Raw genomic sequence first — 24,072 nt, 5'->3', positions numbered from 1 at the left:
TGCACGCCATCCGAGGAGCGTTGCGATGGGCCCATGACCTGAGGCGCCCACCAGGCTCGGATAGACAGCCCCCCGCATCCACAGGGGCTGTGGTGCAAACCACGCTCACCGACCCGTGTTGTCCAGGGGTGGCGGTGAGTTGCGCGGCCCCCGGTGTTTCTGATTCCCCCGAGGCCGCCATGTCCGCTCCATCCTCGTCCCACGCTTCCCCGTCCGCCACTGCGGCTGACGCCGCCGCCACGCCCGTCCCGCCGATGAAGCTCTCCGGTCTGGAGCCGGTGCAGATCGGTACGGGCACCCTGTTCGTGAACATCGGCGAGCGGACCAACGTCACCGGCTCCAAGGCCTTTGCCCGCCTGATCCTGAACGGCCAGTTCGAGGAGGCCCTGAGCGTGGCCCGGCAGCAGGTCGAGAACGGCGCCCAGGTCATCGACATCAACATGGACGAGGCCATGCTGGACAGCAAGGCCGCCATGGTCCGCTTCCTGAACCTGATCGCGTCCGAACCCGAGATCGCCCGTGTGCCGATCATGATCGACTCGTCCAAGTGGGACGTGATCGAGGCCGGGCTGAAGTGCATCCAGGGCAAGGGCATCGTCAACTCCATCTCGCTCAAGGAAGGCGAGGCCGAGTTCCGTCGCCAGGCCAAGCTCATCCGCCGCTATGGCGCCGCCACCGTGGTGATGGCCTTCGACGAGACCGGCCAGGCCGACACCTACGCGCGCAAGACCGAGATCTGCACCCGCGCCTATCGCATCCTGGTCGATGAGATCGGCTTCGCGCCCGAGGACATCATCTTCGACCCCAATATCTTCGCGATCGCCACTGGCATCGAGGAGCACAACAACTACGCCGTGGACTTCATCGAAGCCACGCGCTGGATCAAACAGAACCTGCCCGGGGCCAAGGTCAGCGGCGGCGTCTCCAACGTCTCTTTCAGCTTCCGGGGCAATGAACCGGTGCGCGAGGCCATCCACACCGTCTTCCTGTATCACGCCATCCAGGCGGGCATGGACATGGGCATCGTCAACGCCGGCATGGTCGGTGTGTATGACGAGATTCCTGCCGACCTGCGTGAACGCGTCGAGGACGTGGTGCTCAACCGCCGTGACGACTCCACCGAGCGCCTGCTGGAGGTGGCCGAGTCGGTCAAGGGCGCCGCGAAGGACGACAGCGCCAAGCTGGCCTGGCGTGCGGGCGACGTGGACGCACGGCTGTCCCACGCGCTGATCCACGGCATCACCGACTTCATCGTCGAGGACACCGAAGAAGCCTGGCAGGCCATCCGTGCCAAGGGGGGCCGCCCGCTGCATGTGATCGAAGGTCCGCTGATGAGCGGCATGAACGTGGTGGGCGACCTGTTCGGTGCCGGCAAGATGTTCCTGCCGCAGGTGGTGAAGAGCGCGCGGGTGATGAAGCAGGCCGTGGCCCACCTGGTGCCCTACATCGAGGAAGAAAAGCGCCAGCTCGCCGCCGCGGGTGGGGACGTCAAGGCGCGCGGCAAGATCGTCATCGCCACCGTGAAGGGCGACGTGCACGACATCGGCAAGAACATTGTCACCGTGGTGCTGCAGTGCAATAACTTCGAGGTGGTGAACATGGGGGTGATGGTCCCCTGCCAGGAGATCCTCGCCAAGGCGAAGGTGGAAGGCGCGGACATCATCGGCCTGTCCGGCCTCATCACGCCCAGCCTGGAAGAGATGCAGTACGTCGCGGCCGAGATGCAGCGCGACGACTACTTCCGCGTCAAGAAGATCCCGTTGCTGATTGGCGGCGCCACCACCAGCCGCGTGCACACGGCGGTGAAGATCTCGCCGCACTACGAAGGCCCGGTGGTCTACGTGCCGGATGCCTCGCGTTCGGTGGGGGTGTGTTCGGAGCTGCTCTCCGACGAGCGCGCCACGCGCTTCATCGACGAGTTGAAGTCGGACTACGAGAAGGTGCGCGACCTGCACGCCAACAAGAAGCAGACGCCGATGGTGACGCTGGCCCAGGCCCGCGCCAACAAGCAGCAGCTGGACTTCACCACCTACCGGCCACCGGTGCCCCGTTTCATCGGCAAGCGCCAGTTCCGCAACTACGACCTGGCCGAGCTGGCCCAGTGCATCGACTGGGGCCCCTTCTTCCAGACCTGGGACCTGGCGGGGCCGTTTCCGGCCATCCTGAAAGACGAGATCGTCGGCGGCGAAGCCCAGCGGGTGTTCAGCGACGGCAAGCGCATGCTGCAGCGGATCATTGAAGGCCGCTGGCTGACCGCCAACGGCGTCATGGGCCTGTACCCCGCGGCTCAGGTCAATGATGACGACATCGAGATCTATACCGATGAATCCCGCAGCGAGGTGTTGATGACCTGGCGCGGCCTGCGCATGCAGTCGGAGCGGCCGGTGGTGGAGGGCGTGCGCCGCCCCAACCGGGCGCTGGCGGACTTCATTGCGGCCAAGGGCACGGTGCCGGACTACATCGGCCTGTTCGCCGTCACCGCCGGCCTCGGGGTGGACAAGAAGGAAGCCCAGTTCCTGGCTGACCTGGATGACTACTCCGCCATCATGCTCAAGGCCTTGGCGGACCGGCTGGCCGAGGCTTTTGCCGAACGCCTGCACCAGCGCGTGCGCCAGGAGTTCTGGGCCTATGCGCCGGACGAGGCGCTGAGCAACGAGCAGATGATCCAGGAGGCCTATCGCGGCATCCGCCCGGCGCCGGGGTACCCGGCGTGCCCCGACCATCTGGTCAAGCGCGACCTGTTCCGGGTGCTGCAGCCCGAGGACATCGGCATGGGCCTGACCGACGCCATGGCCATGACACCGGCCGCCGCCGTGAGCGGCTTCTACTTCTCGCATCCGGACGCCACCTACTTCAATGTGGGCCGCATCGGGGATGACCAGCTGGCGGACTGGGCGGCCCGCATGGCCCTGAACCAGACGGACGCGCAACGAGCGCTGGCACCGCTCCTGGGCTGAACTTGGCTGCTCGGCACCCTTGAACGGCGCCACCCTGCGCGGGGCAGGGTGATGGCCCGGCCTGGCATCCGCTCAGCGGGACGAACCGGCCCGTGGCTTCGGTGCGGTGAATTCGGTGTGGGTGATGTGCCTATCAGCTTGAAAGCATTGTTTCAGTGCGTGACGGCGGTCGGCCGCTGAGGCCCCAGGGGCGTTTCCAGTTTGTGAAGCGTGCCCGCCACAGTCCCGGAGCCAGAAATCCGGGGTGCTGCGGGGCCGTCCAGGCCGGTTTCAGGCGTTTACAAAAGCGACGTCTGATATTCGCCCCACTTGTAACAGCGTGGCATTCTTCGCTCATACCCGTAGAGGGGCTCGGGCCCCTGGGGAACAACCATAAGAGGTAAATCATGGCGATGAGTAGCAACCAAAAGATGATCGCTGGCGCTGCCGGTGCCGCCGTACTGGTGGCCGCCGCCTTCATGGCGGGTCGTCACCAGTCCGCTCCCCAGGCGCCGGATGCGCCGGCCGCCGTGAGCGCCGCCGACGAGGCCCGTGCGGCCAAGACGGCTGCCAACGACGCCGTGACGCCGAAGAACGGCCAGCGCGCCGGCAACGGCGACAGCGGTGGTTATGCCGACAACGGCAGCAACAAGGCGGTGGCTCAGGACGAGGCCCGTATCTGCGCCACCTGCGCCACGGTGCTGTCGGTGCGCTCGGAAAACCGCGAAGGCAAGGGCTCCGGCATTGGTGCCGTGGGCGGTGCGGTGGTTGGCGGCCTGCTGGGCAACCAGCTGGGTGGCGGCACCGGTAAGAAGGTGGCGACCGTGGGCGGTGCTGTCGCGGGTGGCTTCGCCGGCAACGAGATCGAAAAACGCACCCGCAGCACCACGGTGTGGGTGGTCAAGATGCGCAACGCCGACCAGAGCCTGCGCACCATGGAATTCAGCCATGACCCGGCCGTGCAGAACGGCGATGTGGTGAAGGTCAACAACGGCCAACTGGTGCGCCAGTAAGCGCTTGACGCCTCGCCGCCGGTTGCCCTTTGGGGCTCCGGCAGGCGACCCAAGCCCCGTGATGCTGCCGGCAACACGGGGCGTTTTCATTGGGACGTGCGGATCGGCCTCGCGTCTGCTGCGAGGGCCGGGTGTTTCAGGGCTGGGCCGCCGGGCTGATGTGAATGTCCTGCAGCGGCTCGCCGGCCGATCGCGCGCGATGGGCTTCCCCGAAGGCCCGTTCCAGCGTGCGGGTGAAGGCGGGGGTGTCGAACAAGGGGAGCGTGAGGCGCTCGGTCTTCAGCCGGTGCCGGATGGCGGCGAGGCTGCCCGGCGCCAATGCCAGACGCACCGCAGTCGCCACATAGGCTTCCGCGTCCTCGGCCACCAGCGACGGCAGCCCCACCGCGTGCAGCAGGCTGGCGGCCATCCGGCCGCAGAAGCTCTGGCCGAGCTGCGTCAGCACCGGCAAGCCCATCCACAAGGCATCACTGGCGGTGGTGCCGGCGTTGTAGGGGAGGGTGTCCAGGAACAGGTCCGCCATCTGCAGGCGTTCGAGGTACACCTCGCGTGGCGCGCGTTCCGCAAAGACCAGGCGGTGGGCCCCGATGCCTAGTGCATCGGCATGACGGCACAGGTGCCCGGCGGCTTGCGCGTCCTCTTCCAGCACCCACAGCACGGACCCCGGGACCTGCGCCAGGATGGCCGCCCATCGCTGAAACACGGCTGGCGTGATCTTGCTGGGGTTGTTGAAGCAGCAGAAGACAAAGGCATCGTCCGGCAGGCCCAGCTCGGAGCGGCTGGTATGCAGGGCGGGGCGGGGGCGTTGGCGATCGTTGGCCTGGTAGCTGGGCAGCACCAGGAGGCGCTCGTCGTAGAACGCCCGGGTCTGCGGGGGGATCAGCAGCGGGTCGGCTATCAGGTAGTCGTACAGCGCGGTGCCGGAGGTGCCCAGATAACCGAGATACAGCACCTGCACCGGTGCGGCGCGCTGGGCGAAGATGCCGCTGCGCGCGCCCTCGGTGAAACCGGTGAGATCGACCGCCACGTCGATCTTCAGCTCCCGGCAGGCCTGGGCGATCTGCCGGTCCGACAGATGCGCCACATCCATGAATCCGTCCACGCCCGCGCGCAGACGTTGCTGCATGGCGTCGTTGCGGGCTGCGCCGTAGTTGATGGCGATGACCTCGAAGCGTTCGCGGTCGTGCAGTTCCAGCACCTCGGCCATCAGGAAGGCGACGGGGTGGGTGCGGAAGTCCCGCGAGATGTAGGCGATGCGCAGTTTCGCCTTGGGGTGATCCGCGCCTTGGTGGTTGGTGGTGAGCGGCAGCGCCTGGGCGGGCGCGCTCACGGTGTTCATCCAGAGGCGTGCGGCTTGCTGATGGGCTGCGGGGTCGTCCACCAGGCCTTGCAGGATCAGGGGCTGCACAGCCCGGCGCTGCTCGGCCAGGCCTTGGAGGATGGCGCCGAGCCGTTGGTCGAAACCGCGCCAGTCATACAGATGCATGGCGGTGTAGAGATGCAGGCCGGGCAGCCAGTCCAGGTCGGGCTTCAGGGACTCCAGGCGGTTGAAGTCCTCCAGCGCGGGCGAGAACCGCCGGGCCAGCAACTGCAGGTTGGCGCGGTTGTGCAGCGGCTCGATGGCGTCGGGGCGAATCTGCAGGGCGGCGCTGAACGCGGCCAGCGCCTCATCGGCGCGGCCGGACTGCTTCAGGGCGATGCCGCGCAGGTTCTGAATCTCCACCTCCGCAGGGAAACGCTCGGCCAGGGGCGTCAGTGCGGCCAACAGCTCGGGCAACTGGCCCATGGCCAGCAGTGTGCGGGCGCGTTCAATGTGCAGCCGGGGGTCTGCCGGGGTGATGTTGATGGCGCAGTCCAGCGCCATCAGCGCTGCCTCCATGGCGCCGGTGGCTTGATAGGCCAGGCCCAGGGCCAGATAGGCGGCGGTGTAGGCCGGGTCCGCCGTGATGGCGCGCTCGAAGGCGCCGATGGCCTCGGCGGGCTGGCCCAGCTCCTGCAGGGCGACGCCCCAGTTGTAGGCGCTCCGGGCGTCCTGCGGCGCGAGTTGGCTGGCCCGCTCGAAGCACTGGCGCGCGCGCGCCCAATCGCCCGCGCCGGCCATCAGGTTGCCCAGGCGCAGATACAGCGTCGGCTCCTGCGGGAAGCGCTGCGTGGCCGCCATGAGCAACTCGACCGACCGTTGCGGCTGGCCCGCGCGTTCCAGCGCAGAGGCGAGCAGCGGGTAGGCGTCGAAGTAGTCGGGCTCGTGGCGGACGACGTCCTGGAAGCCCTTCACCGCCTCCGCCCACTGGCTGCGCTGGAACGCGGAGGAAGCCTTCTTCAGCGCCGCCTGGGCGCGGCTGGTCTGGGGTACGGACATGGAGAGCGCCTGGTCGAGAATCCGCTGCCATGGTAACCAGCGCCGCACAGGCCCTCTCCAAGTTGGGGGGCGGTGCTCACCCGGGAGTGGCAGTGGCCGTTGCGGCCCGGGCCGGCATGGCTACCTGAGGAGGCGCGGCCGCCTGCAAGGCGAGGCCTTGGGTTGCAACGCGACGCGGTGGGCCGCAAAGCGACCGCCTCGTAAGGTCGGGCCGGTGGAGCCACGTGCAGGTTGGCTAATATCGGTGGATCACGGCGCCAAGAGGGCGGCCTCAGCATGTGCCAAGACGGCCGTCATCGCCCAGCCAGGAGCTTTCATGCAAGTCCCCGCCTTGTTCCACCTTGCTTATCACGTCACCGACCTGGACGAGGCGCGTGCGTTCTACACCGGCATGCTGGGCTGCGCCGAAGGGCGAAGTACCGACACCTGGGTGGATTTCGATTTCTTCGGCCACCAGATCTCGCTGCACCTGGGCGAGCCGTTCAAGACGACCAACACCGGCCGAGTGGGTGACCACCTGGTGCCCATGCCGCACCTGGGGCTGGTGCTGCCGATGACCGCGTGGCGGGCGCTGGCCGACCGCCTGGCGTCACAAGGGCAGGCCTTTGTGCTGAAGCCTCAGATCCGATTCGCCGGGCAGCCGGGCGAGCAGGCCACCATGTTCTTCCTGGACCCGTCCGGCAATCCGATCGAGGTGAAGGGGTTTGCGGCGATGGAGGGGGTCTTCGAGACCTGACCCGGGCTCACCGGTTGTTGCTGGTTGCAAGCTGCCGTTGGCCGGTAAGTCGCGGGTAATACAGGCCGCCGCACCATTCGGGCTCCTTCGACTCAGAGCCCGATCGTGACCCCTTCCAGCCTGTTGAAAGACGCGTGTCCCGCCGCATTTCTTCGTCGTGGTGCCGCGCAGGCGATGCGTCCACGCCTTCAGCGCACCCTGGCGGCCCTGATGGCGGCCGGAAGCTGTTCCTTCCTGGCGACGGCTGCGAGCGCCCAGTCCGATGCCTTGACCCCCGCCACGCAAGAGGCGGCCGAGGCAGGGAAGCGGGAAGCGCCCGCAAAGAGTGGCGGCTCCCAGTGGGCGTTGGGCCTGGGCGCCGGGGTGAGTGAGCGTGCCTATGCAGGTGCTGATCGCAAGTTCACCGCCTTGCCGCTGCTGTTCTACGAGAACGACTGGCTGCGTTTTGCCGGCGCGACCGCCGAGCTCAAGCTGCTCAACCATGCGTTCACGCCGACCCAGCGCCTCACGGGTGGCCTGCAGGTGAGGTATGCGCCGGACGGCTACAAAGCCAGCGATTCATCGCGCCTGACCGGCATGGCCGAGCGCAAGGGCGGGATCCTGGGCGGGTTTGGCCTGGCCTGGCACAACCCCATGGCGCAGGTGCGCCTGGACTGGTCCAGCGACCTTTCCGGCCACAGCAAGGGGCAGCGCCTGCAGTTGCAGGCGGATCGCCGCTTCCAACTGGGCGCGGCCAGCATTTCTCCGCGGCTTGGCGCGCAGTGGATGGATCGCAAGTGGGTGGATTACTACTACGGCGTCCGGGCGCAGGAAGCCTTGGCCGATCGCCCGGCCTATCTCGGTGAGGCAGGGGTGGCCCTGGAAGCCGGCGTTCGGCTTGATTACGCGATCCAGCAGCGGCACGTGATCTTCCTGGATGTGGGCGTCACGCATTTGCCCAAGGAAGTCACCAACAGCCCGATCGTGGATCGCAGCAACGTGCCCCGCGCGATGGTGGGTTACCTCTACCGCTTTTAAGATCCGGTGGCATGAACCGAATCGCCCTTGTCGAGGACCACGCCCGTCTCGCGGAGCTCGTGCGGCAGGCCCTGCAGGCCGCCGGCATCCCCACCGACGTCTTTGCGTCGGTGGAGGCGGCCTGGGGCGGCTTGCAGGAGATCGACTACGGCGCCCTGGTGGTGGACCGAGGGCTGCCGGACGGGGACGGTCTCACGCTGGTGAAACGGCTGCGTGCCGAGGGCCGCGCCACGCCCTGCCTGATGCTGACCGCACGGGATGCGCTTCACGACCGGGTGGAGGGGCTGGAATCCGGCGCCGACGACTACCTGACCAAACCCTTCCCGATGGAAGAGTTGGTCGCCCGTGTCCGTGCACTGCTGCGCCGGCCTGCGGCGCTGCGTTCGTCCTTGCCAGCGTTCGGCGACATCTGCCTGATGCTGGATGAAGGGCGGCTCGGCTGCGGCGACGAGGCGATCACGCTGTCGCCCACTGAGCAGCAGATCCTCCTGTCGCTGGTGCGGCAGGAGGGCCGCACGGTGCGCCGCGGGGCGCTGGAGGCGGCGGCATGGGGACTGTCGGAGGCCGTCACGCCCAACGCGCTGGATGTGGCCTTGCACCGGCTGCGGCGCAAGTTGCTGGGGGTGGGCTCCAACCTGCAGATTGTGAACATCAGGAATCAGGGTTATGCGCTTCGAGAAGACTCTCCGCCCCTGTAGCCTGCGCATCCGCCTGATGGTGATGTTTGTCGGCGGCATGTTGGTGAGTGCGGCCGTGATTGCGGTGGCCGTGACGGCCCTGGCCGAGCCCTTTGGCCGGCACATGCTGAATGCCAGCGTGCGCCACTATGCAAAAGAGATGGCTGAGCGTGTGCTGCTTGACGCCCATGGTCGGCCCCTGGGATTGGACGCGCAGCGTATTGAGCCGTGGCTGTTCAACAGCCTGGCCGAGGAAGTGACGCTGCGCATCGTTGATGCGCAGGGGCATGTGGCCTTCACCTCGGAAGCTGGCGGGAACTCTCGTGCACTGGTGCCGGAGGGTGTGGCGTTTGATCCGTCGCTGAAGGTGTTCACCTTTCTCCGCGACGGGGTGGCCATGCATGGCGCTACTGCGCGCGTTGAACACAGCGGCGGTCGCTGGTGGCTGCAATTGGGGCTGAGCGACCGCATTGTGTTGCGGATGCGATCGGCCTTTGGCATTCCGGGCCTGATCCAAGGGGTGAGCCTCACCGGGGTCGCCTTTGTGCTGCTGTTCTTTGTGACGGTCCACTTCACCTTGCGCCGTGCACTGCTGCCGCTGCGCGCCGCCTCGGCAGATGCGTGCCGCATCACACCGAAAACGCTGGATGCGCGGCTGGATGTTGATGCCCAGCCCCGGGAGATTCGGCCTCTGGTGCTGGCGTTCAACCAGGCGCTGGACCGGCTTCAGCACGGTTATCAGACCCAGCAGGAATTCCTGGCCAGTGCGGCGCATGAGCTGAAGACACCGCTGGCATTGATGCGTGCGCAGGTGGAGTTGGGGCCGCACGATGAGCGCCGCCAATACCTGCTGCAGGACGTGGACCGCATGGCGCGGCAGGTCCAGCAGTTGCTGATGTTGGCCGAAGTGAGTGAGCCGCAGAACTATCGCATCGAGCGCATTGACCCGCGCAGTGCAGTTCAGGAGGTGTTCGATTACATGGGCCGGGTGGCGGAGCGCCACGGCGTGCGGCTGGGGTTGCGCATGGCTGATGACCTGCGCCAATGGCAGGCGGACCGCAGCGCGCTGTTCACCTTGCTGAAGAACCTGATGGAGAACGCCATTCAGCACAGCCCGGCGGGGGCGGTGGTGGCCTTGTCGGTGAACCAGTCCGGCTTTGTGGTGCGTGACGAGGGACCGGGCGTGGCGCCGGAACACTTGTCCCGCCTGTTCGAGCGCTTCTGGCGTGGGCCGGACCGGCGCGAAGACGGGGCAGGGCTGGGGCTGTCGATTTGCATGGAGATCGCCACGGCCCATCGCTGGCGCCTGGTGGCCAGGAATACCGGCCATGGGCTGGAGATGGTCACCGAGCTGGTGCCGTCGGATCAGGATGGAGACAGCGTGAGCTGCGCACCGCGCCCTGCGGGTTCTGTCCGTGTTCAATCCACCTCGCCGAGCCGGGCGATGCTGGGGGCGTTGTTCTGAGGTGGTGGAGCGCACGGTCTGAATTTGCTCGTTACGCCCGGCCAGGCAGGGCACGGCGCCATTGGATGGATTCGGCGACGTGAGTGGCTAGCACCGGCTCGCTTGCGCAAAGATCGGCCACCGTGCGCGCAATGCGCAGGACGCGGTGATAGCTGCGGCCGGACCAGGCCAGGCGGGCAGCGGCCTTGTGCAGCATGGATTCAGCGTCCGCCGTGAGTTGCAGGTGGGCATCGAGCTGACTGGAGGGCAGCATGGCGTTGACGCAGCCCTGCCGACGAAGCGCCAGGGCGCGCGCGGTGGCAACGCGTGCCGCCACTTCTGCGGTGGCCTCACCCTCGGCGGCTGCGGCCAGTACACGGGGCGGCAGCATCGGTACCTCCACCATGAGGTCGATGCGATCCAGCAGCGGGCCGGAGATGCGGCCCTGATAGCGACTCACCTGCTCGGGTGTGCAATGGCACACCTTGGTGGGATGCCCCAGGTGCCCACACGGGCAGGGGTTCATCGCCGCCACCAGTTGGAACCGCGCGGGGAACTCTGCCTGATGACAGGACCTGGCAATGTGCACCGTGCCGGTCTCCAGCGGTTCACGAAGGGCTTCCAGGGCGAGGCGATGGAACTCGGGAAGTTCATCGAGGAAGAGGACGCCGTGATGGGCCAGGGTGATCTCACCGGGACGAGGTGGTGAGCCTCCGCCGATCAATGCGGCGGCGGACGCGCTGTGATGGGGGGAGCGGAAGGGGCGCTGGCCCCAGTGCTCGGGCTTGAACTGGCCATTGACACTGAGCAGCGCGGCGGACGCCAGCGCCTCCGGCTCATCGAGCGGCGGCAGCAAGCCGGGCAGCCGTCTGGCCAGCATGGACTTGCCAGTGCCGGGCGGGCCGACGAGCAGCAGCCCCAGGCCGCCGGCCGCCGCCACTTCGAGCGCGCGTTTGGGGCCTGTCTGGCCTTTGACGTCGCGCAGGTCCGGCACGTCCGCAGAGATGGTTGGCGCAGTGATCTGGATGCGGGTGAGAGACGCCTCACTGTTGGGTTGCAGGGCCTGGACGATGTCGAGCAGGTGGACAGCCTCACGCACAACCAGGCCGTTCATCAGGGCCGCTTCAGAGGCGCTGCCGCGCGGCAGCAACAGCTCCCGGGGAAGGCCGCTGGCTCGCAGTGACAAGGCCATGGCAAGTGCGCCGCGGACGGGGCGAAGTTCCCCGGAAAGCGCCAGCTCACCAGCGCATTCAAAGCCGGGGAGGCGCAGCGCATCCACCTGGCCGCTGGCCGCGAGCAGGCCGAGCGCGATGGGCAGGTCGAAGCGAGCACCTTCCTTTGGCAGGTCCGCAGGGGAGAGGTTGACGGTGATGCGCTTGTTGGAAGGGAACTCCAGGCCGCTGCTCTGCAGCGCCGCCCGGACACGCTCCCGGGACTCCTTGACCTCCGTGTCGGCCAGGCCCACCAGGGTGAAGCTGGGCAGGCCATTGGCCAGATGGACTTCCACATCCACGGCAGCGGCAGTCAGGCCGGTCAGGGAGCGGCTGTGGGTGACGGAGAGGGACATGGGCGACGGGTGGCGACGGGCGGCGGGGTGGGGGAATGCCGCTGAGTCTGAACCGTCGGGGGGCTTGGGGCTATGGCTCTGAGGTGGTCGCTCGGAGGTGGGGGGCGGATGGGAGATCGCGTGCTGCAAGTCGAAGCTTGCGATCGCTTTTTTCTTCGGGCCGACCAACTCCAAGGCGGCTGATGTGGACATCTGCCGCCGGCGTGTCGAGAGCAAGCGTTATGCGCAGCGCTGGGCTCGTGTCCGTGTCATGCCGGCTTGAACCCACCAGCCTGGCTGTCACAACGGGATGCGATATCTGAGTCCCGGTGTGCCGCCAAAGGCGCCGACCTTGGTGAACTGCTCGAGCAGCGCGCCGCCATTGACCTCAATGACCCTCTGTGACGCGACGTTGTCCGGGTCTGTGGTGATCTCGACGAAGCGCAATCCTTCTTCCCGTGCCTCCGGCAGCAGGAGTTGCAGCGCGCGCGACGCATAGCCGCGCCGCTGCTTCCAGGGCACTACCGAATAGCCGATGTGTCCCAGGCAATAGGGCGGCAGCGCTTCCGTACCGGGCTGCCAGCGGAAGGTGATGCTGCCGCAGAATTCGCCGTCCCATAACCAGCGGCGATAGCTGGGCAGCCGGGGAACCTGGGAGCCGTCCGGCAACGTGAAGAGTTCGTTGCCCGCATGGCGGTCCACCAGGCCGGCCAGGAAGGCGGCATCGTCCTCACGAATCGATGCTAGTTCGTCCGCCGCAGCCTTTGGCCCGCGGCCCGTATTGGCCGACCAGCCGCGTTCGAGCGCGGCCACGTAGTGCGGCAGGTATTGCGAGGACGGCCAGACCAATTCCAGTGTTGGTGTCATTGCTGATGGCGCTCCGCCAGATGGGAAGCTTCAATACGTTGAGCACCCGCAAGCATGCCCGACTCATCTTCGCGCGTCGACATCAACTGGTCCGGCAGATCACCTTTGGAGGGTTCTCAGATTGAAGGTCCGCCCCCCCCGGCCGGCGCGCAGACGGAGCCTTCACTGCACAATCCACCCGATGCGACTACCCCCGATCCACCGCCGATCCATGCTCCAGCTCACTGCGGCCTGGACACTTGGTCAAGCAAGCAGTCTCGCGCTGGCGCAGAACGCAGTTCCTCCGGCATCGGCCCCGGCAGCGGGGTTCGCGGATCTAATGCCTGCATTCTGGAAGCCTTATGACAAAGGTCGGGCGCTCGACTCGCCCCAGCGCGTCGAACGCCTGATGTCGGAGTTCTTCGAACCAAACGCTGCCGCATACCGGCTGGCAGGCCTGACTGTGACCCCGCAGCGAGTGCGGGCCTGGCTACCCAAGTTCGACGGAATGTCCGACGCTGCCCGACTCTTGCATCGTGCCTTTGCGGCCATCTACGAAACGCAGCAGGGACATTTCACGCAGGCCTTGCCTGACTCTCAAGTCAAGGTCTCCCCGGTCTGGCTGATGCCGTCTCTGTTCACGTTCGACGCGCATCTGGAGCCCCAGGGCCCCGGTCAACCATTGCCGCTGTTCTTCGCGCCGGACGGCATCCTGCGCTTTCACGGCGTTGATGCGGACCTTGCAGTGTTGTTTGCCCACGAGTGGTTCCACTGCTACCACGCGCTGCGCGCGCCGCTGATCAGCCTGGATCCGAAGCCGGGTGTGCACGAAGCGTTGTGGGTCGAGGGCCTGGCCACTTACGCAAGCCAGCAGCTCCATCCAGAGGCCACCCTGACGCAGGTGCTGTTGGACGACGCGGCACTGGCCGCCACACCTCCTGCCGTGTTGCAACGTGCCGCGCGGGCCATGCTCGATGTCTGGGAGAGCCAGGACCCGGCTGCATCGACACCCTTTCTGGACATGGGCTATCGCGGCGACTGGCCCCCACGCGTCGGCTACTACGCCGGCCTGCTGGCAGCGCAGCAACTCGGTCAACGGACCTCCCTGCAAGTGATGGCGGGATGGGACCGTGGGGACCTCTCCCATCGCCTGCGACCCGTTATTGAGTCTCTCAGCAAGGGCTGAGGATCGCGTTCAAGAGATGCATATGGATCTGTCTCGCACTGGCAATGACTCAATGAACCTTGAGCTTTCTGAGTTGGAGTTTCGACCCTGAAGGCCAGCCTTCGAGAATCGTTCGCAACGCTTGAACGCAAAGACTTTCCATTGCGTCTCGGCGCTCAGTTTGAAGACGCAAAGAAGATCGCTGCTGAATTGAGTGCATTGATTCAGCGCGAGGGAGTGGGGGACTAGCTCCTTGCGCTTTCGCCATACGGCTGCCTCACATCGGCCCCGCCTACAGCCCAATATTTTGCAGCCCAGCTTCGAGTTCGTCCATATTCCCACCCTCCGGCCAGCCGGTGGTGATCTGCTTCAATTCACCGCGAGAGAAGAAGTAAAAGACAGGTGTGGCAAAGCGTTCAATCATCGGCCAATCCGAGAGGCGGTGAATGAATTCCAACTTGAATGGGGAATTTCGTTCTTCCCATTCCACGATAGCCGAAACATCCAGAGCTGAGTCAGGAAGAGAGATAAATCTGGTGTGTCGAGATATCTTTGAAGCAACAGCCGGACGCCGCTGGATTTCATGTAAGGCCCGGCGACTGAAGCCGCAACCCATTCCAGTGGTGACGATGATTGTCGAATCAAGATCGGCCTGAAGAACAGATAATCGTGCATCGCCCACTTTGTTGATATTCCACAAGCGAAAACCCGATGTCGGCCACTGATCCTGAGGGGTGAGGATATTTGGAAGTCGCACCCCCTTCCACTGAGGCAAGTCTTTTACCAGCGCTCGCGCCTCATCGAGACGCCAATGAGCGATAAGCACTCTGGCGGCAGCATTGATATGCCTAACGGTTAAAACCCCCGCGTCTTTAGCTGTTTGCAACAGCTGGAGTCCGGCCGTTAGATCGCCATCGGAAGTCGTGTACGGACTTTCAATCCAGCGCTCCGTTTGGGCGTCGATCAGCGCCAAAATTTCGTCGGCGCGCATGGGTTTTGCGGACGCTCTCGCGAAGTTGTCCACACCCAGCGTCAGATATATGGTCGCGCTTGCCGATGCAAAGAAAACACGCTTGAATACGATCCTACGGTTCATAGGTATGAGAGCAATCCGATTGACTTAGGATGAGTCGCCCGCGTAAGCAGGCGACGGGAACGCTTTTGAATCTTCGTCAAATACGATCAGCAGTTGCTGGTGCAGATCTTTCCCCCAGCGGACTCGCAAGTTCCTCGTTTAATGCACTGGTAATCCGGATAGTCGATGCAAATTCCCGTGGTCGCCGCACGTATTCCCTGTGCTGCAAAAGACGGATCACAAACCAGCAGGGAGTTTTTGATTAGCAAATCCGTTGCACTGGATACCCTCGCCCCGCGAATGCTGGCAGCGTGGTGTTGAACCCCGAATAGCGCCAATACCTGATAAATCTCGGACGTTGATAGCTCCGATTCCAAGTCGGTATATTGAAACGTGGTCAAGCCTTTCTCATTAAATTGTAGACTGTCAACAAAGCGCCTCTTAGCCGATGGGGAAAGTTTATCCAATGGGGATTCCGGAGGCTTTTTGTTCAGATAGTCGTAGAGATCCTGTGCGCTCTTGATCGGCGCAAGTAATCGATTGATCTCCACCTGGTTTTGAATTCTGCCGTCCGATCCCGCGCTTGGAGCAACCTGAGACTGGGCGGCCGCACATGTCAGAATTCCAAGAATCAAAGCTATAACGCTATTCTTCATAAAAGCTCCCTGGCTTATTTGCGAAACAGATATCCTTCTGCGCCAATATGCAAGCGGAAGGAAAGTTCACAGTAGCGAAGATATAGCCATCACTCTACTGTCAGGTCTTACAGGAACTCATTCTCGGGACGCGGCTGACGGCCCTAAATAGAACGATTTCGACTGACCGAATGGAACATCACAACAGGATCAAGTAAGCGAAAAGAAATCGAAAAATTCGAGCTGAGTCGAAGAAAATAACTGTCCGAGAGGGGCGCACCCATCAAAGAAGCTGGCTATCAATGTGCGGGCGGCGCCAACTCTGCCCATCGCTGCTGCCGAATCCTCTGTTCAATCTCTGAGACAGCAGTTGCCACCTCTGCAGACTGCTCCACGGTGAGCGGGTCTTCTATTCCACATTGGATGCTGATAGCGCACTTGGCCAGAACTCGAATCGCGCCTTCAGAGGAGTTACCCAATAATCTTTGATAGAGGCCATCCCTGACGGCTTGGAGTTGTTGACTGTTTTCAGCGATTTCGCTGGGCAAGATCCTCGGCAGGATGGACTGAAGCCAAATGTCCAAACCCGCCGGATACGCTTGAGGACTGGAAAGTACGGTGGTGCCCCACTGGTCCAGTTTTAAGTCACTCGGCCGCCTGGCGCCAGCCTGAAACTTCATGGAGGGGCTCTCAATGGAGATCCGCTTTGCTCGGGCGTCTTCGATGTAGCTTTCGCTATCTCCCGTGTGGCAAAACGCTGTGAGGCGCTGTCGAGCCGCATTGACCCGGTCCGTCAACGCCTTGCGCCGTCCTTCGTTTTCGACATGGAGCGCGGCGGCCTTTGGGTCCATGACGTCCTTTGGCAGCCCCAGGCAGACTGCGGCAACTCGAAGAGCCGAATAGCGATCCTCCGAGTTTCCGGAGCGTCGAGCCGCCGCAAGGACATCATCAAGACTTCCCGCATCGGAAACTGAATTCCAGCTCAGTGCGAGCGGGAGATGTGGGGCGGCTCCCTCGGCCGACGCTGCCTTCGGAGCCTCAAAAGGCTGAAGGGGCAGCGTCACATGAGGCTGAGAACGGTCGTTTGGCGGGGCGCCCTTGTCGCCGTCGGTCCATGTCGACCAAATGAGTACAGCCAAAGTTACGGCCAGTAAGCCACCAAACCCAGCTATCCGTAGATATCCCCGCATCGGCACTATTTAACCTCAAGCTACTATGAGAAAAACCTGACCGTGCCGCTGTGAGGTCAGACCGCGCTGCAGTTTTGACGCCAGCTTTCGATGACCTCGTCAGCTTCATGACGCGAGCGGAACAGCGCCATGGGCACGCACCCCGTGGCGCAATTTTCAGTTGAATCTTGCGTGCGCAGTTCTGTCAGACCTTGCCAGGGGCGCTACGTGCAGTAGCGAGGCCACACTGGCAATCCACCCCGGAATTGCGTACTGACGAGCTCGTTCTCGCCCTTGTCCCACCCCCCGCCAAGGGCGTCAAGAACAATGCAATATGTGCCCATGAGCCTCAACGACCTCTACACCGGCCCCGGCGTCGGCTTTGAATCCCCGATGGAGATGCTGGAGGCCTGCCACGGCCGCGTGCGCCGCACGTTGGACCTCATGACGCGGCTTGAATCGCACCTCGCGGAACACGGCATCACTGATCAGGCGCGCAGTGCTTCATCGGATGTGCTGCGCTATTTCGACATCGCCGGGCCGGCCCATCATGAGGACGAGGAGCGTCACGTGCTGCCCCGCTTGCGCAGCAGCGGTGCCCCGGCGCTGCAAGTGTTGGCGGACCGCCTCCAGGCCGACCACGCTGCCATGAAGGAGGACTGGCAAGTGCTCCGCCAAGCGCTGATCGCCGTCCGTGACGGGAACAGCGTCGAATGGCCGAGTGCCTTGACGCGGCGATATGTCGATCGGTATGCCACCCATCTGGAGGCGGAAGAACAGATCGCCTTTCCCGCCGCGCGGCAGGACCTCACTGGCCTGGACGCCGCCGCGATGGGTCAGGAGATGGCGCAGCGGCGGCAGCAGAAGGCCTGACCCTTCGCCCGCCCGTCCGACTACACGACTACACGACTGCCCGACTGCCCGACTGCTTGACTGCTTGACTGCTTGGCTGCTTGGCTGCCCGCCGCATCGCAGAAAACCCCGCAGACAAAAAAAGGGGCGCCATCTGGCGCCCCTTTTGTCGTTCATGCCTGCCTCCCCCAGCGCAGGCACCTCAGCCGATCACGGCCGCCACACCGGTGCTGTCTTCGAATTCACATCCGTAGACAGCCCCACCGTGGATGTCGAATCCACAAACCCGGAGCGGTATCCGCTACTCAGGTTCAGGCCAACACCGCGGTACTCCACGTCGCCGTGCAGGTTCAGCGTGCCCGAGGCCCCCTGGCTGGCTTCAAAGAAGCCCAGCGGGTAGAAGGTCGTGCGCACCTGTGCCGAGCCGGACACCGCGAAGGTGTTGTTGCCCCATGGGCTGCCGCTCACGCCGATGACGCTTAGACCACCCACCACGGCACTGTCTGCCACCGTGCCGTTGACGACGATCGCCTGGTCCTCGATGCGGGCCGTGCCGGTGGCGCGGCCGTTCGGGAGGATGGTGGCGTAGGGACCCACATACACCGTGGTGGGCGTGGTCGTCGGTGCGCAGCCGCCGCCATTGCTGTGGCGAGCCGTGCCGGTCGGGCACAGGTCCCGCGTGCCGCTCTGGAAGCCTTGCGGCCAGGCACCCGCCAGCTCCACCATGTAGCGGTAGCGGTTGATCGAGCCGTAGGCCTGATCCCAGGTGATGCTCTTGAACACCGTCGGCGTGGCGCTCACCACCAGGAACAGCGGTTCACCCGTGTTCACCTTGAAGGTGAGGTCCGCATCCAGCCCCTTCTGCAGCGCGCTGTAGCGTGCCGAGCTGAACTGCGAGTTGGTGGCCACCAGGCCCCAGCGGAAATCAGCGTTGGAACCGGACTGGTCAATGCCCCGGAACTTCACCGTCACCGTCGTGGCACCCGCTTCCGGATAGAGACGGACCACGTTGTAGCCAAAGCGCTGCGGCGAGCCGTAATAAGGCGAGACGAAGCGGCGGTTGGTGGCCCAGCTCGTGTCCAGGGCCTCCAGCGGCATCAGGCGGCGCATGCGCTCGGCCTTGTCGGTGAGCGTGATGTTGCCGTAGGTGCTGCGGAAGGCATCAGGCGTGGCCTTGTAGTCCCACACCACGTTGTGCACGGCCCACTCACCGATGAAATCGTTGAGTTGCGCCACCGTCCAGCCACGCGCCTTCTGGATGTTGGTGAACGGATCCGCGCCAGCGGTGGTCCAGATCTGCGTCACCGCCTCAGGGCCATAACGGTCCTTCAGGTACTCCATGAACTGCCAGTTGCAATAGCGGTCGCGCGTGGAGCCCAGGTAGAGGTGCGGCGCGTTTGGCAGCATCTCCGAGCAATGCACATTGCTCTTGTACTCGGGCAACTGGTGCGGCGTGAAGTTGGCGTGGCTCTCGAAGATCCAGCCACAGGTGTTGGACGTGTTGCACGCCATGCCGCCGTTGTTGCCCGCCCAGGACTGCCAGCCGTGCGTGAACTCGTGCGTCAGGCCCCAATGGTCCAGCAGCGCGGCCGGTGCGATCCACATGCCCATGTGCAGCGCACGGGCCGAATCCACCCAGGCGCCACCGGTCAGGCCCCATCCGGAATGGATGTGGATGGCGGGCTTGATCTTGTCGGCCTTGTTGTAGAACGGCTCCGGCATGAAGAGGTTGGCGCCGAAGAGCGAGTTCCAGACGGTGTTCTCCAGCGTGTTGGCCGCCAGCGTCAGGTCAGCGTCTGACAGCGTCTCGTCGGAATAGAACGCAAAGTGCGCGCTTTCCTTGACCAGCTTGAACGCGGCCTGCTCAGGGTTCGGGCCGCCTGCACGCCAGGTGCCAGGCGTGACGGCAGGCGCCGTCGGCGTCCCGGTGTACCAGCTGGTCAGCGTGGTGCCTTGGTCCACGGTGCCGGCAGCAGGTGCCGGAGCAGGAGCCGGCGCGGGCGTTGGAGCCGGTGCAGGAGCGGGCGTCGGTGCCGGAGCCGGCGCAGGCGTTGGAGCGGGTGCCGGCGCTGGTGTGGGGGCTGGCGCGGGCGCAGGAGTCGGCGCCGGGGCTGGCGCTGGCGAAGGTGCCGGCGCGGGTGCCGGCGCGGGTGCCGGCGTTGGAGCCGGGGCAGGGGCCGGGGCCGCCGCCGTCGTGGTGGCGCAGAAGCCGACCGACTCATTCTTCGCCTGCGGCGCGAGGATGCGGTTCCAGGCAATGCCCTGCAGGGTCAAGGTGCTGCCGCTGGCCGTCCACTCGGCGTTCCAGACGTTGCTGGCCGTGCCTTCGATCTTCAGGCTGCCGCTCCAGGTGATGGAGGTGGTGTTGGGGTTGGTGACCTTGACGGTGGCGCAGTAGCCGCCCGTCCACTGGTTGTTGATGACGTAGCTGAGCGTTGCGGGCAAAGCTGCGTGGGCTGCGCTCACGCACAAGCCGGCCAGCCCCAGGCAGGCGGCCAAGGATTTCAATCTGAACATGCGTCCTCCGCTGTTGATGATGACGCCCAGGTCACCCGCACCCCCCCTGCCCGGTGTCGGCACAATGCCGCGCCGGCCCCTGCATGGGGCAGCGTTGCACGGTCTGGTAAGCGGTCGGTGCGCCTGTGTCCCGGTCGGGAGTGCGCTTCGGTTGTTGTCGGGGAGGTGTGCGGGCTTCAAGAGCCGCAGGCATGTTCGCTGACCCGCCGCCCGGGTGGGGTCCGCGTGGTGAGGAACCGTAATAACAACTAGCTTCTTGCTGCTCGCGGATCAGCAGCCACGTCCCCGGCCATCGGGTGCCGTCTCAAGTGGTTCTATAGTGGTTGGGTTCACATGCAGACACAAACGTGACGAAATACCGTTTCAATGCCTGCCCGTGCCCCGTGCCCCGTGCCCCGTGCTCCGTGGCTCCGCCGTCAGCGCACGGTGAACATCAGGCTGGCCGACACATAGCTGATCGGCATGAACACGCCGCCACCCACATACTGCAGCTGCAGCGCGTCTTCCTGCCCGCCCGAGACCGAGCCGGTCACGCCGGTGGTGGTGGACGAGCGGCGTGAGCCGCCGTACAGCGCGCCACCAGACTTGCTGGCCAGCAGGGTCAGGCCGTCACTGCTGCTGGCCACTGCCGTCCATGCGCCGCCATCGGCGCTGGATTGCCAGGTTGTCCCGCTGTCCGTCGATTGATAGACGGTGCCGCCGCTGGTGGTGGCCACCACAAAGCGGCCATCTGACGAGGTGGTGATGCCACGCCACGCCCGGCTGGTGCCCTGGGCCTCCCAGGTGGTGCCGTAATCGTTGGACATCCAGATCGTTCCGGTGTCCACGCTTGCATACAGCCGTTGGCCATCGGCGGACGAGGCCAGCCCCCACCAGTACTGGCCACTGGCACGGGCGGTCCAGGTGGCGCCGTAGTCGGTGGAGACATACAGCTGCGCACCATTGGTGCCGGCCACCAGCACACGCCCGTCGCTGGACGAGCTCACTGCCCGCCAGGCACGGTTGCTTTCATGCGAGCTCCAGCTGGCCCCGCCATCGGCGGAGGTCCAGATGGCGCCGAGGTAGGCCACAGCCACCAGGTGTTGCCCGTCGGCCGAGCTGGCCACCGCGCTCCACGCGCGGGCGGTGCCGTCGTCGGACCAGGTCTGGCCGCCGTCCGCGGAGTGATAAATGGCCCCGCCATTGGTCACCGCCACCAGCTTCATGCCGTCGGAGGAGCTCGCAACGCCGCTCCAGGGCTGGCCCGCCAGCCGTTGCACCCAGGTGCCGCCCGTGTCAGTGGAGACATAGAGGTCACCTGAAGTGGCCGCGACCTGCCGCGTGCCGTCGGCAGACATGGCCACGGCCGCCCAGTTGCCGGTCAGCGCCTCGGCGGTCCAGGTGATGTCCATGCCACCGGGCAGCCCCCGGGTGGTGATGCGCTGGCCGGCGTTCTGCGCAATGGTCCACCCGCCGGTGCCCACGCCCGTCACCTTGACCCAGTCGCCGATGGTGGGAGAAGCCGGCAAGGTGATGACCACATTGGCGCTGGCGTTGGCGAGATATCCGGTGTTGGACACCGCCTGCACGGCGGTGCCGGTCACGTTCACCCATTGCGTATCGGCCGGGGCCGCACTGCAGATGAACGAGGTGGCCAGGACCTCGGTGATGTCCAGCACGCCATTGCGGTTGCTGTCCAGGCCGGACTGCAGCCGCTGCCCGCCGTAGGCGCAGTTGGCGCCCGCCGATTCGGTGGACAGCGAAACCAGGCTGTCATACCCCGCGCTGCCGCTGGCACCGGTGCTGCCGGTGGGGCCGGTCGCACCATTGCTGCCTGTGCAGACGTAGCTGGTGCTGGAGACTTCGCTGTCCTCCAGCACGCCGTTGCCGTTGGTGTCCATGCCGGCCAGCACGGCCGAGCCGCCCTGCGCGCAGTGCGCGCCGCTCGCTTCGGTGCGGACGCGGACCAGGGTGGAAAGACCATTGGACCCCGTGCTGCCGTTGCTTCCATCGGCGCCATTGCAGACGTACTGCGTGGACGAGACTTCCGAATCCGCCAGGACCCCGTTCGAGTCAATGTCCATGCCCGACTGGACCCGCACACCGCCGTTGGCGCACTGGGTACCGGCAGCTTCCGCCGACACACGCACCAAGGTGGCGAAGGTGATCACGACGCCGTCCGGATCGGTATTGGATCCGGATGAGCCGCCGCCGCAGGCCGTCAGCAGGGCCGAGGCACAGGCGAGGGCGCCCAGCAAGGACACGCTCGACGAGCGGGACGAAGAACGGCGAGCAAATGCGTGATCAGGCATGGCAGACGGGGCGCAAGGCGCAGGCGGTGATTGTGCACCTCTGCAGGACCGGTCCATTCCGACCCTCGTGGCGCAATTCCCGCGAGTGTCCGCAAGTGCTGGCCGGTCTGGGAGGGTCGTTGCAAAAGACTCGTGCACCTGCGAGAAATGTGTCGCGGTTTGACCGCAGTGGCGGCGTGAATCCCCCGTGATTTGGGGGGCTGGCTGGGAAGCGTGCACTGCACGATGCGGGTGCGGAAGCCCCAACCTGTGCGGAGCGGGCCGTCAGCCGTGACACGACTTTGGACACTTCGGAGCCGTCATGGTTCTTCGCTAGACTGCGCCGGGTTCAAAAGATCAATCGGGAGCGGGGCAGCATGTCGCTGACCATGGAGGGCGTGCTGGCATTGGCGCCGGACGAATCATCGGCCAAGGCGGCGCGGGGGCTGACCTCGCCGGCCAAGTGGCCGCTGCTGGGCGCCAATGATGCGGCCGCCTGGGGCGAATGCCAGGGCAGCGGGGCCAAGCCGTACCAGACTCAGGTGGACCTGAGCGGGCCCGCCTTCAAATGCTCCTGCCCCAGCCGCAAGTTCCCCTGCAAGCATGGCCTGGCACTGCTGCTCCTGCGTGCCCAGAACGCCGCCAGCTTTACCGCGACCGATGCCCCCGCCTGGGTGAGTGAATGGCTGGCATCCCGCACCGAGCGAGCGGACAAGAAGGAAGAACGCGAGCGCGATGTGGCCCTCCGTGCCGAAGCGCGTGCTGCGCGGGGCGAGGCAGGCGAGGGCGGTGAAGCTGGTGCGGGACAAGGCGCCCCAGGCGACGCTTCCGTGAAACGCGAGGCCCAGCGTTGGCAACGCATCGAGGCGGCCGGCCAGGAATTGCAACGCTGGCTGGGCGACCAGGTGGCGCGGGGTTTCGGCGCGCTGGACCCCAGTGCCATCCAGGCATGGCGGACCATGGCGGCCCGCATGGTGGACGCCCAGGCGCCCGGGCTTGGTCAGCGCATCCAGGCCGCAGCGGACGTATGGCGGCAAGGCGCCGATTGGCCGGAGCGGTTGCTGGCCCGGTTTGGCCTGCTGCAGTTGGCCACGGAGGCGCTCGCGCGGCGCAGCGCCTTGCCGGCGTCCGTCCAGGCGGATGTCCGCACGCTCTGTGGCTGGCCGCTGGATCAGGCGGATGTGCTCGCATCAGGCGAGCGTGTGGAAGACCGCTGGGCCGTCCTGGCCAACATCACCGAGGAACGGGACGGCCGATTGATGGAGCGCCGCGTCTGGCTGCAAGGCGAGCTGACGCGGCAGCGCGCGTGGTTGCTGGAGCATGCCCATGGCGGCAAGGGCTTTGCGGGTCTGTGGTCCCCCGGCACGGTGGTGCCGGCCACGCTGGCGTACTTCCCGGGGGGCAGCCCGATGCGAGCGCTGGTGGCGCAACGTGGCGACGATGGCCATGTGCTGGCCCTCGCGCCCATGAATGTCGAGCCCGGCCAACTGGCGTGCGGGCTCGCCGAGGCGCATCCCTGGCAAGCAGAATGGCACGCGATGGCCAGCCGTGTGGCGGCCAACCCATTTTCATGGCTGCATCCGCTGGTGCTGACCAGCGCCACGCCGTTGGTGACGGAGGCCGGCACCCAACTGGTGGCACAGGGCCAGGCCTTGCCGCTCACTCTCGGCGAACAAGATCGCTGGTTGTTGCTGGCCGCGTCCGGCGGCCATGCCCTGACCGTCATGGGCGAATGGGATGGCGAGCAGTTCAAGCCTCTGACCGCCTGGGCCGGTACCGACCGCGCACCCGTCTGGACGAGGAGCCACGGATGAG

17 protein-coding genes and 1 riboswitch are annotated in these 24,072 nt (G+C 65.5%); of the genes, 9 read left to right on the top strand and 8 right to left on the bottom strand.

Translation table 11 applies throughout. The annotated features are described in order from the left end of the window. The first annotated feature begins 6 nt into the window (after window positions 1–6). Window positions 7–114, top strand: a riboswitch (S-adenosyl-L-homocysteine riboswitch). Between the two features lie 140 nt (window positions 115–254). Further along, a complete protein-coding gene (gene metH / locus BMY53_RS07695) occupies window positions 255–2,957 on the top strand; it encodes a methionine synthase (RefSeq protein WP_092945321.1) in 2,703 nt (900 codons plus the stop codon). Window positions 2,958–3,349: 392 nt separating this feature from the next. Next, on the top strand, window positions 3,350–3,949 hold the full coding sequence (locus BMY53_RS07690) for a glycine zipper 2TM domain-containing protein (protein WP_177200783.1): 600 nt from the start codon (window positions 3,350–3,352) through the stop codon (window positions 3,947–3,949). A 136-nt stretch (window positions 3,950–4,085) separates the two neighbouring features. Here BMY53_RS07690 and BMY53_RS07685 read toward each other — a convergent pair whose 3' ends face one another. Next, window positions 4,086–6,308 (bottom strand): O-linked N-acetylglucosamine transferase family protein, encoded by a 2,223-nt coding sequence (locus tag BMY53_RS07685; protein WP_092945319.1) that lies wholly within the window; start codon window positions 6,306–6,308, stop codon window positions 4,086–4,088. 316 nt (window positions 6,309–6,624) lie between these two features. On the opposite strand from BMY53_RS07685, the gene BMY53_RS07680 reads away from it, so the two are divergent. From BMY53_RS07680 to BMY53_RS07665, 4 genes are all read left to right on the top strand, one after another. Continuing rightward, window positions 6,625–7,044, top strand: coding sequence for a VOC family protein (locus tag BMY53_RS07680; protein WP_092945318.1), 420 nt, complete (start codon window positions 6,625–6,627; stop codon window positions 7,042–7,044). 105 nt (window positions 7,045–7,149) lie between these two features. After that, the gene (locus tag BMY53_RS07675; protein WP_143073983.1) at window positions 7,150–8,061 is read left to right on the top strand and encodes a MipA/OmpV family protein; all 912 of its coding nucleotides are present in this window, start codon (window positions 7,150–7,152) and stop codon (window positions 8,059–8,061) included. Between the two features lie 11 nt (window positions 8,062–8,072). Further along, window positions 8,073–8,759, top strand: coding sequence for a response regulator transcription factor (locus tag BMY53_RS07670; protein WP_092945310.1), 687 nt, complete (start codon window positions 8,073–8,075; stop codon window positions 8,757–8,759). Next, entirely contained in the window at window positions 8,728–10,203 is a 1,476-nt protein-coding gene (locus BMY53_RS07665) for a sensor histidine kinase (protein ID WP_092945309.1), read from the top strand. Before BMY53_RS07670 ends, BMY53_RS07665 begins: the two co-directional genes overlap by 32 nt. Window positions 10,204–10,234: 31 nt before the next feature. On the opposite strand, the gene BMY53_RS07660 is transcribed toward BMY53_RS07665, so the two are convergent. Further along, window positions 10,235–11,749: a YifB family Mg chelatase-like AAA ATPase gene (locus BMY53_RS07660; protein ID WP_092945306.1), complete on the bottom strand. Its 1,515-nt coding sequence runs from the start codon at window positions 11,747–11,749 to the stop codon at window positions 10,235–10,237. Between the two features lie 279 nt (window positions 11,750–12,028). Further along, on the bottom strand, window positions 12,029–12,595 hold the full coding sequence (locus tag BMY53_RS07655; protein WP_177200782.1) for a GNAT family N-acetyltransferase: 567 nt from the start codon (window positions 12,593–12,595) through the stop codon (window positions 12,029–12,031). Window positions 12,596–12,806: 211 nt separating this feature from the next. Between BMY53_RS07655 and BMY53_RS07650 the strand changes: the two genes are divergently transcribed. Beyond that, window positions 12,807–13,760 (top strand): hypothetical protein, encoded by a 954-nt coding sequence (locus BMY53_RS07650; RefSeq protein WP_143073982.1) that lies wholly within the window; start codon window positions 12,807–12,809, stop codon window positions 13,758–13,760. Between the two features lie 271 nt (window positions 13,761–14,031). Here BMY53_RS07650 and BMY53_RS25405 read toward each other — a convergent pair whose 3' ends face one another. The 3 genes from BMY53_RS25405 to BMY53_RS07645 form a co-directional block, all read right to left on the bottom strand. After that, complete coding sequence (locus BMY53_RS25405; protein WP_143073981.1) at window positions 14,032–14,730, bottom strand: hypothetical protein; 699 nt, start codon at window positions 14,728–14,730, stop codon at window positions 14,032–14,034. A gap of 191 nt (window positions 14,731–14,921) precedes the next feature. After that, complete coding sequence (locus BMY53_RS25400; RefSeq protein WP_143073980.1) at window positions 14,922–15,470, bottom strand: hypothetical protein; 549 nt, start codon at window positions 15,468–15,470, stop codon at window positions 14,922–14,924. Window positions 15,471–15,748: 278 nt separating this feature from the next. Then, complete coding sequence (locus tag BMY53_RS07645; protein WP_092945304.1) at window positions 15,749–16,300, bottom strand: hypothetical protein; 552 nt, start codon at window positions 16,298–16,300, stop codon at window positions 15,749–15,751. Between the two features lie 660 nt (window positions 16,301–16,960). Between BMY53_RS07645 and BMY53_RS07640 the strand changes: the two genes are divergently transcribed. Then, entirely contained in the window at window positions 16,961–17,491 is a 531-nt protein-coding gene (locus BMY53_RS07640; RefSeq protein WP_092945303.1) for a hemerythrin domain-containing protein, read from the top strand. Between the two features lie 189 nt (window positions 17,492–17,680). Here the strand turns inward: BMY53_RS07640 and BMY53_RS25885 are convergent, their stop codons facing one another. Together BMY53_RS25885 and BMY53_RS07630 are read right to left on the bottom strand one after the other, a co-directional pair. Beyond that, on the bottom strand, window positions 17,681–19,987 hold the full coding sequence (locus tag BMY53_RS25885; RefSeq protein ID WP_177200781.1) for a DUF6055 domain-containing protein: 2,307 nt from the start codon (window positions 19,985–19,987) through the stop codon (window positions 17,681–17,683). 416 nt (window positions 19,988–20,403) lie between these two features. After that, window positions 20,404–22,278 (bottom strand): DUF7151 family protein, encoded by a 1,875-nt coding sequence (locus BMY53_RS07630; RefSeq protein WP_218151200.1) that lies wholly within the window; start codon window positions 22,276–22,278, stop codon window positions 20,404–20,406. Between the two features lie 356 nt (window positions 22,279–22,634). On the opposite strand from BMY53_RS07630, the gene BMY53_RS07625 reads away from it, so the two are divergent. Continuing rightward, a complete protein-coding gene (locus BMY53_RS07625) occupies window positions 22,635–24,071 on the top strand; it encodes an SWIM zinc finger family protein (RefSeq protein WP_092945301.1) in 1,437 nt (478 codons plus the stop codon). Window position 24,072: the final 1 nt, after the last annotated feature.

The sequence above is a fragment of the Roseateles sp. YR242 genome (assembly GCF_900109745.1).
GTDB lineage: Bacteria > Pseudomonadota > Gammaproteobacteria > Burkholderiales > Burkholderiaceae_C > Roseateles.
The sequence above is the reverse complement of the archived record's forward strand: the minus strand, read 5'-3'. Positions and strand labels throughout refer to the sequence as shown.